Raw genomic sequence first — 17,583 nt, 5'->3', positions numbered from 1 at the left:
CTGACTCAGTTAAATTTACAGTCGTGTTTTAGGCTCCGGAATCTGGCATTTAGTTTTTATAACTATTTATCCGCCAAGCCACAGTTTAAATTGCGGCATCCGGCTTCGGCTTACAATTACCTCTGCATTCCGATCACTCTTCAATACAATTTTGGCTTTCTCACTAAAGTACTTGTGTATACCTTCTATGCTGTTAATATGTATAATATACTGCCTGTTTACCCGAAAGAAAAAAACCGGGTCTAGTTGTTCTTCCAGCTCCTCAAGTGTGTAAGGAACAGCAATAGTTGAGCCATTAAGGAGCTTAAAATGTACAATCTTGTGTTCGAGAAAGATATAATCTATATCATTTACCGAAACAACCTTGTATGTTTCGCGATAATGCAGCAGGAACCTGCTTTTATATGTTTTTTGCTGCGCTCGCAGAATATCAAAAATACCATTCACATCTTGCGCCGATAGTAATGAACGGTATTCGTTTACTTTTTCTATGGCTTCTTCCAACTCTTCTTTGGCCACAGGTTTCAACAGGTAAGCGGCACCATAAACCTTAAAGGCACGTAAGGCGTATTCATCATAAGCCGTTGTAAAAATAACAGGCGACTCAATCTTTACTTCTTTGTATATTTCGAAAGACAAACCGTCGGCCAAGCGGATATCCATAAAAATCAGATCCGGAGCCGGGTTGGCATTCAGCCATTCTATACTCTCTTGAACAGTAGGTAGAATCGCCAGTAAAAGAGCATTTCTGGCTACCTTTTCTACCATGCTTTTCAGTAGTTCGGCATTGTGCTGTTCGTCTTCTATAATCAGGTAATTCATTGTGCAACCAATACATTTAAAAGTGGCAGTTTTACTTCAAATGAAGACGCCGTTTTAGTGATTTCCGGTATTTTGCCTTCTAATAGCTGGTACCGTTCCAAAATATTTTTTAAGCCCATTCCTGTACTTTTATAATCAATATTGATGGGCTGCAGGTTGTTTTTTACTACAATTTTACCATCTTCTGCGCTTTCAATAGTTAAATTCAACGGCTGTTTAATGGTTGATATATTATGCTTGATGGCGTTCTCCAGCAATAGTTGTAAGGTTACGGGCGGAATACCCTTTCTTTTATCTGAATCTGAAATATTGGCCGTTAAATGAATGGTTTCGCCATGCCGTATCTTTATAAGATGAAAATAGGTCTCTAAAAACTTCAGTTCTTCTGTCAGCGGTACTACGTCTTTTTTTCCGGTGGCCAGAATATACCGATAGACCTTTGATAAGTTTGCCAAAAATTCCTGAGCAGCTTTTTTGTCGGTTTCAATCAGTTGGGTTAGTATGCTAAAATTATTGAACAGAAAATGCGGGTCAAGTTGCAACTTGAGTATCTGCAATTCAGACTGAAGGGCGTTTTCTATCAACTGATGAGAAAACAACTCCAATTTACTACTTTCAATTACTTTAGCTTTCCATTGTTCAAAGAAGTAATAAGAATGGTAAAAGCTGTTTACAAATGCCGCTACTACTACATTAACCACCAGATAACTTCTCAGACTTTGCTCGTTTTCCTGGTTGTCGGTCGATGTCTGCGGATAATTCCAATCATAAATCACGTTTTCAAGATATAGCAATAAGAACATACAACAGATAACCACCCCGGTAGTGATGAGAAAATGCAGAAGCATGTGATTTCTGAATACATTTTTTTGATTAATCCACCCGAAAATAAGTCTGATTATCCAGAATAGAATACCGTACATCAAAATACCACCGGCAATGTTAAGACCGATTTCAAACCATTTGGCTTCTACATAAAAATACCAGCAACTACTTTTGGGGTTAAGAAGATACTGGATAAAATTAGCTAATGCCAAAGAAACCGGCACGCCACTCCAATTGAAAACACGTTTCCAGAAAAGGCTGCTTCGGGTTGTTTCCTGGTTCTCCATTTAATTTCCTCCTAAGGCTTTGTATGCGGCAATATACGCATTTATTTCTTTTTGCGTAACAGTAATAAACGCCAAATTGGCTTGCAGGTAGCGTTGCTGAACATCCAGCACTTCCAGATAGTTGGCTTCTCCGGCCGCATAGAGCAGCCGGGCATCAGCTATTGCCTTTTCCATAGCTGCTTTGCGGTTGTTTACTTCTGCCAACTGCACTTTTATCTGGTCGATATGGGCCAGAGAAGTACTTACTTCTTCAACCGCTACCAGCACAGACTTCCGGAATTCATGCACTGCTGCTTCTTTTTGATGCACGGCCTGCTCGTATGCAGATTTGATATTGCGCCTGTTAAAAACCGGCTGGGTTAAACCTGCGGAGAAGGTTCCGAACAGAGAAGCGGGTACTGAAAACCAGGTACTTGCTTTAATTGCGTTCAGCCCACCTTGCCCCGTAACAATTAAACCAGGGTAAAACGCTGTTTTTGCTATGCCAATTCTTGCGTTGGCGGCCTGTAAAAGCAATTCCTGCTGTTTTACATCAGGGCGGTTGGCTAACAATCCGGCAGGAATACCGGCATCAATATCTATTCTGAAGGCCCTGCCTTGCAATGCCCCCGAGCGTTGAATGTTACCCGGGTAATTGCCGCTTAAGGTTCGCAGGGCATTTTCCTGCGCCTGTATGCTGGCTTTTATTTCCGGAATTAATGCCCGGGTTTCTGCCAATTGTGCGGCTGATTGCTGTACTGCCAGCGAGGTGGCGTCTCCTACAGAGTATTGTGTTTTTAGTAAACCAAGTGTTTCCGTCATGGTTTTCTCCACCGCTTGCGTAATCCGTAGTTGTTCGTCCAGACCAAGCAGATTATAGTAAGCCTGAGCAGTAAGGGCCACCAATTGCACCCGCAATGCCCGGCGGTTTTCGGCACGGCTCAGATAATTTGCCAGGGCCTCTTCACGTTGCCTTTTAAGCCTGCCCCAGAAGTCAATATCCCACGATACAGCCGTGGCCAGATTATATTCTTCAAACAAAAGGTTGCCAGCAAATGACCCCACCATACTGTTTTTTGAAATTCTCTGCGCACCCGAGTTAATCTGCAGGTTAATATCTGGCAGATAATTGAGTTTTACACTTTTTAAGGATGCTTCTGAAGCCAGCATCTGTTCTGATGCCACAAGTAAATCAGGATTGTTTTCCATCACCTGGTCAAGCAATCTTATCAGATACACATCTGAAAAAAACTGCTGGTAGGCGGGCAATTCGGCCACGCTGTCGGCTACGGATATTGAATTACCAAATGACGCCGGAAGGCGCAGCTCCGGGCGGGCATAGTCTTTGGTTACCTTGCACGATTGCAAGACGCCAGCAACCAATCCAATGGCTATGCTATATTTGATGAGTGTTTTCATTTTAGTTTGCTTGCCTGCTACCGGTTATTTTATCCTGCAGGTTCTGGAAAATCATATACAAAACCGGGATTATCATTATACCCAGTATTACCCCACTTAACATTCCACCAGCAGCGCTGATACTGATAGACTTATTACCGATGGCTGTTCCGCCTTTGGCAAAAATCAACGGTATTAATCCGGCTATAAAAGCAAAAGATGTCATCAGAATAGGCCGCAGGCGTAATCGGGCACCGGCAATACCTGCATCATAAACAGACATCCCGGCTTTGCGTTGCTGAATGGCAAACTCTACAATCAGAATAGCATTTTTGGCCAATAGCCCTACAAGCATAATTAAGGCTATCTGCACATAAATGTTGTTATCAATACCTGCCAGCCTGATAGCCAGAAATACCCCAAGAATACCAGTTGGCAGCGACAACATAACCGACAAAGGCAACAGGTAGCTTTCGTACTGGGCAGCCAGCAGAAAGTACACAAATAATATGCTTAACCCAAAAATAAACACCATTTGCGAACCTGAATTGCGTTCCTGAAGGCTCAGCCCGGCATATTCGTAACTAATACCTTTGGGCAGTTCTTTTTTCATTACCTCATCTATCACATTCATAATTTTACCACTGCTTATACCTGGTGCAGCATTCACATTTACGCTGATACTGTTATACAAATTATACCGGCTGATACCCTGTGGGCCATATACTTTTTTGAGTGTAACAAGCGTGGCAATGGGTACCATCTGGTTTAGGCTATTCCGTATCATGATATTGTTCAATGAAGATTCGTCTTTCCGGAACTCGGCCTCTGAGCGTACATTTACCCTATACATTCTGCCGAAACGCACAAAGTCTGTGGTTTGTGATCCCGTCAGATAAAGCTCAAGGGCATTCATTACGTCTTTTGGGGTTAATGCCAGTTGCTGTGCCTTATCTTCGTTTAGTATCACCTCATATTGTGGGTAATCGCTTCTGAATGTAGTAAATGCCGTACCAATCTCTGGCCGTCCGTTCAATGCCTTTATAACTTTTTGGCTGATGGATTCAAAGGCAGCAATGTTTCCTGAGGTCCGGTCCTGTAACACAAATTCTACGCCGCCCGCCGTGCCAAAACCTTCTACTGCAGGGTTGCGGAATAGAAGAATTTCGCCACGTATTTTTCCTTTCATTGCACTTTCTATTTTGTGCATCACCTGGTTGATTTCTGATGTTTCTCCGCGGTCTTTGGGGTTTTTCAAAGTAATAAAACCCATGGCGGCATTTGGCGAAGACCCTGAACTGAAAAGGCTGAAGCCCGTAACGGTGCTTATACTTTTTACCTCCGGCTGTGCCATTACAATTTTTGTGGCTTTCTCCATTTCTTTTGTAATAAACTGCAAATTGGCACCAGCCTGAAGATTAACCACAAATGTCAGGTTGTTGTCATCTTCTTCGGGTACAAAGCCTTTCTGAGCTGTATTCATCAGAAAAAATGCACCGGTAGAAATAGCTACCAGCGCCACAACGGTTATCATTTTCCTTTTACCAAAAAACTTTACGGCCCTTATGTATTTATGGGTCAGTTGCTCAAAACCCACATTGAAGGCAACAGCAAAGCGCCGGGTAAAATTCTGTTTATCTTTGCCCGAATCGCTGTGTGAATTTTTCAATAATAAGGCGCATAACGCCGGGCTTAGTGTAAGGGCATTTACTGCAGATATAAGAATGGCAATGGCAAGTGTGTACGAAAACTGCTTATAGAATACACCCGCCGGGCCTTCCATAAAGCCTACCGGAAGAAAAACTGCCGACATAACCAGTGTAATAGAAATAATGGCGCCGCTGATTTCACCCATGGCCGAGGCCGTGGCTACCCGCGCAGTTTCGCCGGTTTGCTGCATTTTGGCATGTACGGCCTCAACAACCACAATGGCATCGTCAACCACAATACCAATGGCTAACACCAGCGCAAATAGGGTTAATACATTAACAGAAAACCCAATGAGATAAATAAAAAAGAATGTGCCGATGATAGAGACCGGTACAGCTATGGCCGGTATAATGGTTGAGCGGAAATCCTGAAGAAAAACCAGCACGACAATAAATACCAGAATAAAGGCCTCTATTAATGTCCATTTCATCTGAGATATAGAAGCATCCAGCCGGTCTTTCATACTTTGAATTATCTCGAACGAAATACCGTCAGGCGCTGTTGTCTGAAACTTTTTAAGCGATTTTTCTACCTCAATGGCAATGCTGTTGGCATTAGAACCACTGGCCTGAATCACTGCAAAAACTACCGAGGGTTTTTCGTCGGTAAAGGTATCGCTTGAATAATTGGAAAGACCAAACTCTATGCGGGCAACGTCTTTCAGCCTCAATACTGAACCATTGGTTTTTGAACGGAGAATAATCTTTTCAAAGTCTTCCGGTTTGTTCAACTTGCCTTTGTAGCGTAAAACATACTGTAAAGATGCGTCAGTTTCCTGGCCCAGGCTTCCCGGCGATGCCTCAAAGCTATAGTTTTGTATGGCCGTTTCAACATCGGCAGGCACAAGGCCATAAGATGCCAGCTTTGACGGGTTAATCCAAACCCTTACGGCATAGTCTTTTGCCCCAAACATATTCACGTTTCCTACACCGGGTATTCGCTTCAGCTCAGGAATAAGATTAATATTAACGTAATTCTGTAGAAAAGCCTCATTGTATTTACCAGGTTTATTGCTATTGATGTTTACAATCATCAGATTACTGGTCTGCTGCTTGGTGGTATTCAGCCCGAGGCGAATCACCTCTGACGGTAGTTGCGCGTTAGCTTGTGCCACACGGTTTTGCACATTTACAGCAGCCTGATCCGGATTAACGCCCTGTTTAAAGATGACGGTAATAGAAAAGCTGCCGTCGTTAGATGAGCCGGAGGTCATGTACTGCATATTCTCTACCCCGTTAATTGCCTGCTCTAATGGTGTAATAACCGAACGAATTACACTCTCAGCATTGGCTCCTGGATAAACGCCCGATACAAATACGGTTGGCGGCGCAATTTCAGGAAACTGAGTCATCGGAATCCTCAATAAACCCACCAAACCTAAAAGAACCAGTATAATTGAAATAACAGTAGCCAGTACGGGCCTTTTTATAATCTTGTTTAACATTTTTCTCAAATTTTAATTAACCCCCTTTGGTGTTATAATAGAGTTTTCAGGGATGCTCGCTAACTCATTGGCCACAATTCTGTCGCCAGGTTTGAAACCTGACTTCACAATAAAATATTCTCCTGCTTTAACATAGTCTTTTAGCGCCACCCATTCCATTTTATTTTTACTATCAAGTAAGCCCACAAACAATTTGTCTTGCACCTCGTACGTAGCCAGTAACGGAATTTTATAAACGTTTTGCAGGGTTGAACTTAACAAAACCCTGCCTGTGTTACCGGTTCTGAGCAATGATTCAGGATTGGGAAAAGAAGCCCTGAGTGTAACCGAGCCGGTAGACGGGTCAAACTGGCCGTCCATCATATCAATTTTCCCGGAATGACCATACTTATTACCGTCGGCGAGCAACAAGGTTAATTCAGGATAGCTTTTCAGTTTTTCAATCAGGGTTTTTCCTGGGCGCGAAGCATTGATTTTCAGTATTTCATTTTCAGGAAGCGAGAAGTAAGCATAGATTTCATTTACCTGCGATAAAGTGGTTAATGGGTCAGAGTCGTTTGGCCCTACCAGCGCGCCGGTACGCTTCATAATTCTGCCAATGAAACCGCTTATGGGCGCTTTTATAATAGCAAAGCCAAGATTGATATCAGCAGACGCAACCAATGTTTGTTGTTGCTGTACGGCTGCTCTGGCGTTTTCGTAGTTGATTCTTGCTTTTTCGTATTGAAAGTCTGCCACCACTTTGTTTTCGCTCAGAACTTTGTATTTGTCAAGTTCCAGCTGAGCCGCCGCCAGTTGTGCCTTGGCAATTAAAAGCGCCGCCGATGCCGTATTTTTCTGTTCACGGTAAATGCTGGCATTAATCCTGAACAGAGGCTGCCCTGCTTTTACGAAAGCGCCTTCGTCGACAAATATTTTTTCTATGTAACCACTTATCTGCGGGCGTAGTTGTACGTTTTCTTTACCCTGTAAACTGGTAGGATACGTTTGATTGATCAAGGCTTCGGTTGGTTGCAGCACCATGATTTCTGCCTGTATGTTTTTCGATTCGCTGGGAGTATCATGCTGGTCGTTTTTACAGCTTTGAAAAAGCATCATAAACACAAAAAACAGCATTAAGCATCTTTTGATTTGGGGCATCAAAAACTTCATTTTTTCTTTGATTTAACTAATTCGTTTAACAAAATTAGCGTATCCTTAACCTTGCCGTTGTGTCATTCTGACTGAAGTGAGGAAAATCGGAATTGAAATGCAGAAATCCGGCTTCAAGTTTAAAGCCAGCAGCTAGTGTAATGGTAAGTTTACAGGCTCGCTTCTCCTCGTCTATTTCTAACCGTACTTACCTAAAGGGAATAAAGGTGCAGCAAAATACTTCATCACCATTTCTCTCCAGACCCCACGCGTTAAAAGAGGTGAAAGGTTTGCCGGAATAGTTTAATTCTAAAACGCAAAAAAGAACTGACCAGCGCCTGGCTAATCAGTTCTTTTGTTTTTCTTGTGATGCCGCTTAACCCAGTTCTGTTACAAATGCATCTTTTGGAGTTCTTACTTTTTTTAGATTCACCAGCCAGTCGCCTTCTTGTTCACGGTAGCCAATGGGCAAAATTACCACACTTTTCAGGCCTTGTTCTGCCAGCCCCAGTAATTCATCCATTTTTTCTGTGTTGAAACCTTCCATGGGCGTGGCATCTACCTTTTGCTCGGCGGCGGCGGCAATGGCTAGTCCGAACGATATATAGGCTTGTTTGGCCGAATGATTCTTGTGCCATTCTTTACCCAGAGGCTCATATAAGCCCCAAAGCATTTTTTGGTACCCTTCCGAACTGTCGGCAGGCAGCCCTCTTTCTTCAGCTGTTTTGGTCAAAGGTGTAATTGTCTTAATACCTACATGTAAAAAAAAATATACTACTACCAATTTCTAAATATTCTATATCAAGTGTAAAAATACTTCTATTAACAAAATACCCGCGCTCACAAGAAATTATGGAATTTTAGATATTTTTTCAACTAAAATTGATTATTTTTCACAACTGAATATGTAAGAAAATAACCATTTATGATATTTTCAAATCCCATTTTTCATATAGAGTTAAAAGATATTGGTCATTTGTACGAAGCAATAAAGACCGGATATCAATATCTGAGTAATGAGCATTGCGAATACGTTGCAAAATGTTATTTTCTTGAACTTGATGGCTTCTCAAACTCTGATTCTGAATATTCAAATAATGTAACTTGTAATGACTTAATAGAATTAATTGTTGACACAGTTCCATTAAGATTTCATACCGGATTTTCGGAAGATAGGAAAAATAACTGCGCATTGAAATTATTCCAGCTTTATAATAACACAGTTTGGAAAACTATCTTTCCTGAATCTTTTTTTATTTCGATTACAGAGCAGCAAGTGAAGAACTATATTTGGCAATCATTCCTTAATAAAATCAAAAAAGATACCAATTTAAAGATGTTTGATTTTGTCGGAGGGAAATTGGTTTTAAGAAAGTTAATATTTCAAGAATTCATGAGAAGTCAGATGATTGTATATTCATTAAAAACAATAAACCGCGAAGAAAGCCCCGTAAAGTTTGCAGAGTACCATGCTTATTTTGCAAGTTTATTAGAGGAAGTTCTTAGCTGGAATACAGACCATGGAATATCAAAAGACGAATTTAAAGAATTGGTTTCGTCAAGGGTACTAGATTTCATGATAAGAATAAATAAGCCTGATTTTAAACTTTCATCCAGTCTGGATACTTATTTTTTTGGATTTATAAAAAATGGTTTAAAGAACTATTATAGCAAGAAAAATAAACTTCTCGCTTTGGAGTCTATTGAAAACGTGAATGTGGAAAGGGAGAATTTTCAATATATAGAGGAACAAATGATATTGCGTGAGGAAAGGGATAGGGATGATTTCTATAAGCAAGTGGCTCTTGAGCATTGTAAAAAAGAAGAAAAAAGAACTCAGGATATTTTAATAATGAGTCATGCTGGGGTTAGTCATGCGGTAATTGGCAGGGTGGTTAAAGAAAGTGTATCAAATGTGGGTACAATAATATATAGATTTAATAAAAAAGTAAGAAAGATATTAAATAAATAAGCCTTAATAATGACCAGAAATGATAAAAATCTGATTGAAAGATATTTTAATGGGGAAGTTAATGGCAACGATCTTGTTAAAATTAATAAGCTTATTGTTGAAGATGAAGAATTTAGAAGGCGATTTGAAATCAGAAAAGCTTCAAAAGAGGTTACTGAGTTTCGCAATAGTTTTCATTATAGCAATCAATTAGAAACTTTATTAAACAACTATAAAGAAAAAAAACTGGAAGAAGAACGTAAAATCGAAGAATCAAAAGCTTTGAAAAAACGTATCCGGGGGTATTATATCGCTTTCATTGCCGCACTTATTTTTGTTACAGTAAATATATATTATTTATTTAGTAGGGATATAAAAGATTTTGAGTCGAATGTTAACTATTCTGAAATAAACTATAAAGGTGGAACAGGTTTTAACGGTACAAGCGATAGCATAAAATCCATATTTGTTAGGAAAATAAATGTAAGATTTATTGGAGACAAAAAGCATAAAGATACCATTTATCAAGTCTTAAATGCTGACACATTAAAGCTAACATTTCCCAAACTTTCAAGTATCTTAAAGAATGCTAAAGTTTCGATACTTCATGATTATAAGTTGGAGGCTACTCTTCTACTAATTAATAAAGATACATTTCTAATTGAAAATAAGACAACCCCACAAAAACTTCTTAAGTATCGAAAATGAAATTTAAGGTATTTTATCTTGTCATATTAACAATCACTTTTATAAGACTTGAAGCTTCTTTTGCTCAGGAAAGGTCAAAACCATTGCCGGCATTTTCTACTGCACAGTGTAATTGCGAAGCAGTAAAAATTGCTACAGACTCTTTGCAGTACAGTCTTTATGAAGCAACAAAGGCTGAAAGTTTTGTAACGAAATTGATACAGCTATTAAATAAGAATCAATTAAAACCCTTTACTGAAAGAATTAGAGTTTTGCCCGGTTCGTGCGCCGGAAACCTGGTTGCTCTTGCGACAATTTGCGATGGGGCCAGAAACATTGAGAAAGGTCGATACATCTTATACAATAATAAAGCAATGACTGATATTCTAGATTTAGATATTGATGCTGATCAATTTGTATTAGCTCATGAAGTTGGTCATCACACACATAATCATCTGCATTTTACTGGAATAGGCAGGGAAGCAAAAGAACTGCTTAAAACAGGTATAAAAGATAAAATTATAAGCGATGAAAAACTAAGACATATCCAGGAACTGGAAGCAGACGCATTGGCAATATGGTTTTTAAAATTAAATAATCCTAAAATTGCAGATACCAAAATAGTAGATATGATTACAGGTATTTGCAACCTGATTAAAGCAGATGAAAAGACGAGTTTCCGAACTCATCCAAGTTTTGATATAAGAAAGCGCATGGCTGAGAAAATACTTAAAAATTGGGAAACGGTTTTCAAGACTTCACAAGAGCCTCAATTTAAGACTAAGAAATTTGTAGAAGAGGAATTGGATAGTGTTTTAATTGCCGCGCATGAAGCTGACATAACGGAAATTGAAATGAAGTTGAGAAAACAAGCTTTTCATCATTTAAAGGCTGTTAATCTTTCAGACTCTGCAAAAATTTTAAATCATTCAGGAGATTATGGACGCGCAATAGAACTTTACAACGAAGCGCTAAGTGAATTGGAGCTATCTGGGTTTTATACAAATGAAGAAAAATTAAATATAAGTGAACAATTAAAAGCCTGTCAGGGAAAAATAAAGATTACAAGGTTTTTTGTTTTTTATCCCTTAGTTGGAGTAAATTACATATTGCCCAAATTTAGTTCGAACAATAAACCCATTGATGCAGCATTTAAACATTCAATAATTGTGGGTTTTAGGGCAGGTTTATACAACTGGACCAGAAAAATATGGTCAGAAGTATTTGTTAATTATTCAAAACAAGAATTCTATACCTTGACGAACAAAGCGAGGAATTCGGTTGAATATTTTGCATTTAATCAATTGACTACAGGTGTTAATCTAATCTTTTCTTCTTTGGCCAACTCAAAGCCAAGCCTAAACTGGAAAACTGGTATTATCGCTACCGCTGCCCCAACTTATCATTATTTTTTTCGTAATACCTACTCTAACTATATTACTCAAGAGTATAATAAGGCAATTGAAATTGTTCCGTCCATTGGGTTCGCATTGGGGTTAGGAATTGAAAAAATAAGTAGAAAACGTAAAAAAGTTCTTGGTAATTTTCGAATAATTGCAAACTACAACTATCAGAATTTGAAATTTGGCGATATGGTTCCAGTGCGAGATGAATTTAAAGGTAGATTAAATCAATTTAGTATAAACCTATCTTACCGCCAGTGGTGATTAGTCATTCACAAAAAACTTTTCTATGCGCAATTTATATTTTTCGCTATTTCTATTGGTCGCAGTTCTTGGTTGTGAGCAATACTACCCTGTTGAAAGATTAAATTTAATAGCAAATAATCTAAAGAAAGTTCCTGCCCGAACATTCAGTGGATGCTTGGTCAGGTATTCAATAAAAGATTATTATCCTAAACTGACTGAGTCTGTTCAACGTAGAGCTATTGACAATGCTTTTGCAATTTGGCGAGAAGCAAATCCCAATATGTTTTTTATTAACTCAGCGGATACAAACCGTCTGGAAGTTTCTATAAGGTTTGTTAATCCAAATCAAATAAGTACGAATGGACAGGTGGCAGATTTCGGAATCTTAAAAACAACCTTGCAACCAATTTCAGAATTAAGACAAGTAGAGGGTTTGCGCTATGATATTTTGTTGAATAATTCATTTAATTGGGATGAATACACAATCCAGAGAGCAATTGGATATCAAATTGGAAATTACTTAGGATTTCCCTCTTCTTCTGAACCGACCTCAATGATGTATTCCCTCTCATCATTAACTTCAAAACTATCTTTGGCAGATTCGGTATTATATCGTCAGATTTACCCTCTCCCCTGTAAAGATTTAGGGGTTAATTTTTTGCCCATTAAATTTCAGTTAAAAGGTCCTGTTACCTTTGAAATAAAACTTGACAAACCCGGGACTGTTACGATACGTTCTACTGGATTAATTAATGTGGGTCAATTTATTAATGAATGCACCCCTGATGGTAAAACTGAATTTGGGGGATTTATTCCGATAGATGCTATTACTTATAATATAGAGCCAGCATTCCCACATGCAGCTGTTATATATAAATTAAATGGAGAAACAAATTGGCGTTTATGCAAAAGTAACTGTGAATTTAGTACGAGTAGTGATTATATAACATTGACAATAAATATCAATGACAAGAATGTTTCAGATAATTACGGCTACTTTGATGTTGAAGTGAATTATAAATAATTTTTTGCTTAAATGTAACCTTTTTTGTTCTGCTAGAATCAATAAAAAAAATGTAATTAGATTCGATGCAAAAAACAGACTTACAATCCTATGCCTTGAATGAGGTCATATATATATCAAATCGAAATCGGTTTGAAAAACTTCTAAAAAAAGACATCCTATACATTGAGGCGCAAGGGGCATATGTAGATATTTACGCTATAAGCGGCAAAAAAAACCTTTCTACTCATTTGAAAAGTTTTCTCAGCCAGATTGGCGATACAACCTTTATTCAGGTATCCAGAAAGCACGCCGTTAACATTATTCACATTCAAGAGATTCTGAGCGATTCAATAATAATTGATAAACAAGTTATCTCAACTAGTAAAATGTACAGAAACAATTTATTAGAGAAGCTACCGATTATTAGATCGAAGCCTTAAGTAAGCAAAAAGTACTAGGTACACATAATGTTTTATATTTCGAAGATACTCGATTTTGCCTCAGTCTTAATTATCCAAAACTAAAAAGAATCTAGTCGGATGGAAATAAAACTTATTTTGGCAATCCTTTTTTTGTTCATTAATTTTTGTTTTGCCTATTCAGGGGCTCGAAAAAAAACGCTTTTGTTGAACCCCATTTTACCTATTTGTAGTAAGGGTGAGCCTGCTTTGGTATTTAAAGGTAGATTAGGACCACAAAGAGCAAGGCTATCTGTAACTCAACCCAGATTAAGTATTTCTTTTTTCCTGAGGCGATGCTCTTTTGAAATCATTGCTCTCTTGTCTAAAAAAAAAGAATGCGTACCAGGGCAGTCGGATAATATCAATTAAAATCATAGTTCCTTGCAGGTAGAACCTCCTTATACATTATTAAAATCAGATTCAGACCTGCCATTAAGTCCTTCAAGATTCTATTTGTCATAGGCATACTTGAAAGTATAAAAGATTTTTAACACTGGTATTGAATTATTACTGACCTTCCATTTTTGTTTCTTTTAAATCAGGTTTTGATAAATAAAATAGAATCGGAATTCAGTTTGACTATAAATCTGACAATTTTAATGACTATATCAAAGGCTATAAAGCATAATACCTGGCATGAAGAACATCTTTACATTTTGAAGAATTTAAAAAATATGTGGTAAAAAAATACTATTCATGCAGGCCTGGACAAGTGTATTAAAGATTAATATATAATGGAAAAAAATATCATTTCAGGCACAGTTCGATATTTCATTAAAATTTAGAAGGAAAAAGCTCTTTTACTGAAAAATTGCCCGGTGTTGTGGAATTTGTTTATAACAGCATTCTTAATCGAGAATAGCTTCAAGATTGAAATTTTAAGCTTAGCATTTAAAATACCAGCAAAGTGTCTTTTATGTCCATCTTAAAGAGGAGAATCGTTAACTTTTTTAAAATGTAATAATTACTAATATGAAATTGATCTTATTCATTTTTTTATTCCTAATTTCTCTGACAAAAGTTAGTGCCAAAGCTGAACTGAACCAGGAGAAACCTACAATTGCAATTTTGCCATTTCAATTTAACTCAGATGTCAGCCTGGCCGATGCAAAAGCCATTGCTCAGAAGGTTGAAAGCGCATTCGTTAACTCTAAAAGATTTACAGTCATTGAAAGAACAAATTTCGAGCAAATATTTAAAGAGCTTGATTCTCAAAAGAGTGAAATTTATCTAAATAGTTCAAAACTTGCTAAGCAGGGGCAGCTTATTGGGGCTTCACAAATTGTAGTGGGTAACATAAGTGCGGTAAGTAATGAGGGTACTACTTTCAATATCAAAATAGTTGATGTTAGTACTGGAGAAACAATAGGAAGTAAAGATATCTCTGACTTTTCCAAAAGAAAGAATGTAAATCTTCTGAGCGCTGGTTTAGATTTAGCCACTAAGGGAAAAGGAGGCAAATTAACAGATAAATCTACAACTGATGCCATTGGCGGGGCATTATTAAACATTGATAAAGAGATACAAGACTTTATTAATGAAACCTTTGCGCTTACTTATCAAATAGTGGAAATTTCCAAAAACAAAGGTGACGAAGCAGTTGAATTAATCATTTTAGGAGGTGTTGGAGACGGATTAAAGTCTTCTCTTAATTTAGAAATTGTTCATGAAACATTGAAGTTGGTTGGTAATAAACCTTATAAATTAAAAGCTGCAATAGGGAAAATAAAGGTTGATAAGGTTCAGGGTGATTTCACTCTATGTAAAGTTACATCGGGGGGGAAAGAGATAAAGAACCAGTTTGCTCCTGGTAATAAGGTATATGCCTCAACAATAATAAATAAATAGTCATTCTAATGAGAAAATTATATTTGATTTTAATTGTGTTTGCTTGCATTGCAAGTTGCAAAAGAACCGTAACAAATGGCCCTCAAATTCAATTTGACGGAGAAGATAGCGTAACCGGAGTTGTTCGTATATTGGTGTCCGGTAGTGGAGAAGAAGATAAAACACTTGCGGCTGGAAGAAATATTCTTGAAAATATAGCTTCGCGACGCGCATTTGAGCAACTCATGTTTATCGGTCTGCCAAATAGTACCAATTATCGTCTTCCGCTCACGCCTAATATGAGTAGAAGTACGGATAATAACGAATTTCTGAAAAATTTTTTTGAATCCAGAGAATATAGAAGGTTTGTGATAGAAATAAATGCCTTGTCTAAAGAACGAAGTTTCAACAACCGGAAAAATATCAGATTCAGAGTTACAATTAATGGAGATGCCTTTAGAAAGTACCTTGAACAAAACAATCAGATTAGAAAATTCGGTTATTAATCATTTTATGACACTTTTGAAAATGAGAAAAATACTATTGCTCACATGCTTGCTATTTTTAATAAATACCTTAAAAGCGCAAAATAGATTGAACGAGAGCGCTGCACAGCAGAATCAGATAGTTACAAAACCAACCATTATGGTATTTCCTTTTTTCAAGGAGAATGAAGACATCAGAGCTATTCTGGAATCAGACGTAAACCGTAGAGTAGTGATTTCTAAGGTAAAAGAAGCTTTCGATAACAGAGGGTATTCAACTGTAGACTTTATTTCCAAGGCAAGAAACCTGACAACAAACACAATGCTTAATGATGCCCAGACTGATGTGAAAACCCAGATTATTCAGGCTTCTGGGGCGGACATTGCTGTTGAAGTTGAGTATGACATTTATAGAGGAGCCGCAGGAAATAACGTTAAAGTGATTCTAACTGCTTATGAGACATCTACTTCTGCTTCTCTTTCAAACAAAGTGGGTCAAAGTCCTTCCTTTAGAACAGAAGATATTGGAGCCTTAGCATCTAAAGCTACAGAGGCAATAGTTGTTGATTTTCTGAATGTTATGCAGGAGAAATTCACCGATATTGTCATAAATGGCAAATATATGGCCATTGAATTTGGTCTGAAAGAAGATTCTGAAGTAAAAATGAGCACTGAAGTAGGAACTGACGGTTTACCCTTATCTGATATGATAGAAGAATGGATTGGTAATAATTCAAAGGGCTATCATATTCAAGGGGTCACCGAGTTAAAAATAATATTCGATCAGGTAAGAATACCAAGAACCGATGCAGGAGGCAAGAACCTTACACCAACCAGATATGCTCTTGAGATTTATAAATTTTGCAATACGCTCAAAATGTCTGATACACCAAACAAGAAAGCAAAAATTGAAAGGCTTATTAAGGGGAATACCATTTTTATAAATTTCAAATAAGAATATGAAACTACATCTAATATTCATGTTGTTTATCACTTTTGTTAACGGAACTTTTGCTCAGGATGATACAAGTACTGATGAATTTGGTAAACTCAATATTGCTACCGTTATGCCTTCTGAACTGGAAGGATTCACGGCTGGCCACCTAAAAAAAATTGAGACAAAAATTCTTTCCCTGCTCAATCAAAGTGGAATATCTTCAAGAGGAGTAGATAATGGGGTTATTCTGTACCCGGTAATAAGCATATTTAATGAGCAAACCATTAATCCCGGTTTACAGACAATGACAGTAATTGATGGAGAGCTAAGTTTATTTATCAAGCAGGCTGATGATAAACTCGTGTTTTCTACTATTACTAAAAGAGTTAAAGGCAGCGGACGTACAAGAGACCAGGCAATAAATAATCTTATCTCCTTACTACCTACTAAAAGTGATGAGTACGGTGATTTTATAATAAAAGCAAAAACCAAGATTATTGATTATTATAATAAAAGATGCGATATGCTTATTGCGAAGGCAGACCAATTATCAAAAGCTAATAAACATGACCAGGCTATCAGTATGTTATTTAGTATTCCTGCCGAAACAGATTGTTATAGAAAATCCCGTGAAAAATCTTTAGAAATATACAAAAACTATCAGAATTATACATGTGCCAAGCTAGTTTCACAGGCAAAAGCTAAACTCTCTGCCAATCAATATGAAGAAGGTTTTGCGGTACTAAGTAAGGTGGATCCTTCCTCTAATTGTGCTAAAGAAGTAGAAGCTCTTTATAAGCAACATGGTAATGAAGTGGATGCAAACGTGAAAAGATACTGGGATTTCTGGGAGAAAATATACCTTAATAAGATTGAAGCCGAAAAATATAGATGGAAGGCTATGTCTGAACTGGCAGTTTTATATGTGACAAACAATGCCCGTAGCTATGACTATATCAGAGTAAAATAATATAAAACACTGAG

At 37.6% G+C, this 17,583-nt stretch carries 16 protein-coding genes; 10 read left to right on the top strand and 6 right to left on the bottom strand.

Annotated features, from left to right (window positions below; genetic code table 11):
• Positions 1–66 precede the first annotated feature (66 nt).
• The 6 genes from C0V77_RS20780 to C0V77_RS20755 form a co-directional block, all read right to left on the bottom strand.
• Positions 67–822, bottom strand: a complete 756-nt coding sequence (locus C0V77_RS20780; protein ID WP_101728319.1) for a LytTR family DNA-binding domain-containing protein — start codon at positions 820–822, stop codon at positions 67–69.
• Positions 819–1,934, bottom strand: a complete 1,116-nt coding sequence (locus tag C0V77_RS20775; protein WP_101728318.1) for a sensor histidine kinase — start codon at positions 1,932–1,934, stop codon at positions 819–821. Before C0V77_RS20775 ends, C0V77_RS20780 begins: the two co-directional genes overlap by 4 nt.
• Positions 1,935–3,332: an efflux transporter outer membrane subunit gene (locus C0V77_RS20770; RefSeq protein WP_101728317.1), complete on the bottom strand. Its 1,398-nt coding sequence runs from the start codon at positions 3,330–3,332 to the stop codon at positions 1,935–1,937. It lies immediately after the preceding gene.
• Between the two features lies 1 nt (position 3,333).
• A complete protein-coding gene (locus tag C0V77_RS20765; protein ID WP_101728316.1) occupies positions 3,334–6,465 on the bottom strand; it encodes an efflux RND transporter permease subunit in 3,132 nt (1,043 codons plus the stop codon).
• Positions 6,466–6,477: 12 nt separating this feature from the next.
• On the bottom strand, positions 6,478–7,617 hold the full coding sequence (locus C0V77_RS20760; protein ID WP_101728315.1) for an efflux RND transporter periplasmic adaptor subunit: 1,140 nt from the start codon (positions 7,615–7,617) through the stop codon (positions 6,478–6,480).
• A 355-nt stretch (positions 7,618–7,972) separates the two neighbouring features.
• Positions 7,973–8,329: a nitroreductase family protein gene (locus tag C0V77_RS20755; RefSeq protein ID WP_229236338.1), complete on the bottom strand. Its 357-nt coding sequence runs from the start codon at positions 8,327–8,329 to the stop codon at positions 7,973–7,975.
• Positions 8,330–8,521: 192 nt separating this feature from the next.
• Here C0V77_RS20755 and C0V77_RS20750 point away from each other — a divergent pair, with 192 nt between their 5' ends.
• The 10 genes from C0V77_RS20750 (at position 8,522) to C0V77_RS20710 (ending at position 17,569) form a co-directional block, all read left to right on the top strand.
• Complete coding sequence (locus C0V77_RS20750) at positions 8,522–9,568, top strand: hypothetical protein (RefSeq protein ID WP_101728314.1); 1,047 nt, start codon at positions 8,522–8,524, stop codon at positions 9,566–9,568.
• Between the two features lie 9 nt (positions 9,569–9,577).
• The gene (locus C0V77_RS20745; RefSeq protein WP_101728313.1) at positions 9,578–10,255 is read left to right on the top strand and encodes a hypothetical protein; all 678 of its coding nucleotides are present in this window, start codon (positions 9,578–9,580) and stop codon (positions 10,253–10,255) included.
• Positions 10,252–11,901, top strand: a complete 1,650-nt coding sequence (locus tag C0V77_RS20740; RefSeq protein ID WP_101728312.1) for a hypothetical protein — start codon at positions 10,252–10,254, stop codon at positions 11,899–11,901. Before C0V77_RS20745 ends, C0V77_RS20740 begins: the two co-directional genes overlap by 4 nt.
• Before the next feature lie 25 nt (positions 11,902–11,926).
• Positions 11,927–12,907, top strand: coding sequence for a matrixin family metalloprotease (locus tag C0V77_RS20735; RefSeq protein ID WP_101728311.1), 981 nt, complete (start codon positions 11,927–11,929; stop codon positions 12,905–12,907).
• A 65-nt stretch (positions 12,908–12,972) separates the two neighbouring features.
• Positions 12,973–13,329 carry a LytTR family DNA-binding domain-containing protein gene (locus C0V77_RS23620; protein ID WP_101728310.1) on the top strand — a complete coding sequence of 119 codons (357 nt, stop codon included), beginning with the start codon at positions 12,973–12,975 and terminating at the stop codon, positions 13,327–13,329.
• A gap of 99 nt (positions 13,330–13,428) precedes the next feature.
• Positions 13,429–13,719: a hypothetical protein gene (locus C0V77_RS22975; protein ID WP_143706151.1), complete on the top strand. Its 291-nt coding sequence runs from the start codon at positions 13,429–13,431 to the stop codon at positions 13,717–13,719.
• Between the two features lie 603 nt (positions 13,720–14,322).
• The gene (locus tag C0V77_RS20725; RefSeq protein ID WP_101728309.1) at positions 14,323–15,198 is read left to right on the top strand and encodes a CsgG/HfaB family protein; all 876 of its coding nucleotides are present in this window, start codon (positions 14,323–14,325) and stop codon (positions 15,196–15,198) included.
• A gap of 8 nt (positions 15,199–15,206) precedes the next feature.
• Positions 15,207–15,683: a hypothetical protein gene (locus tag C0V77_RS20720; protein ID WP_143706150.1), complete on the top strand. Its 477-nt coding sequence runs from the start codon at positions 15,207–15,209 to the stop codon at positions 15,681–15,683.
• A 22-nt stretch (positions 15,684–15,705) separates the two neighbouring features.
• Entirely contained in the window at positions 15,706–16,617 is a 912-nt protein-coding gene (locus C0V77_RS20715) for a DUF6175 family protein (protein ID WP_143706149.1), read from the top strand.
• 4 nt (positions 16,618–16,621) lie between these two features.
• Positions 16,622–17,569: a hypothetical protein gene (locus tag C0V77_RS20710; protein WP_143706148.1), complete on the top strand. Its 948-nt coding sequence runs from the start codon at positions 16,622–16,624 to the stop codon at positions 17,567–17,569.
• Positions 17,570–17,583: the final 14 nt, after the last annotated feature.

It is taken from the genome of Emticicia sp. TH156, assembly GCF_002855535.1.
GTDB classification, from domain to species: Bacteria; Bacteroidota; Bacteroidia; order Cytophagales; family Spirosomataceae; genus Emticicia; species Emticicia fluvialis.
Note: the sequence above shows the minus strand (reverse complement) of the source record. Positions and strands in the feature narration are given on the sequence as shown.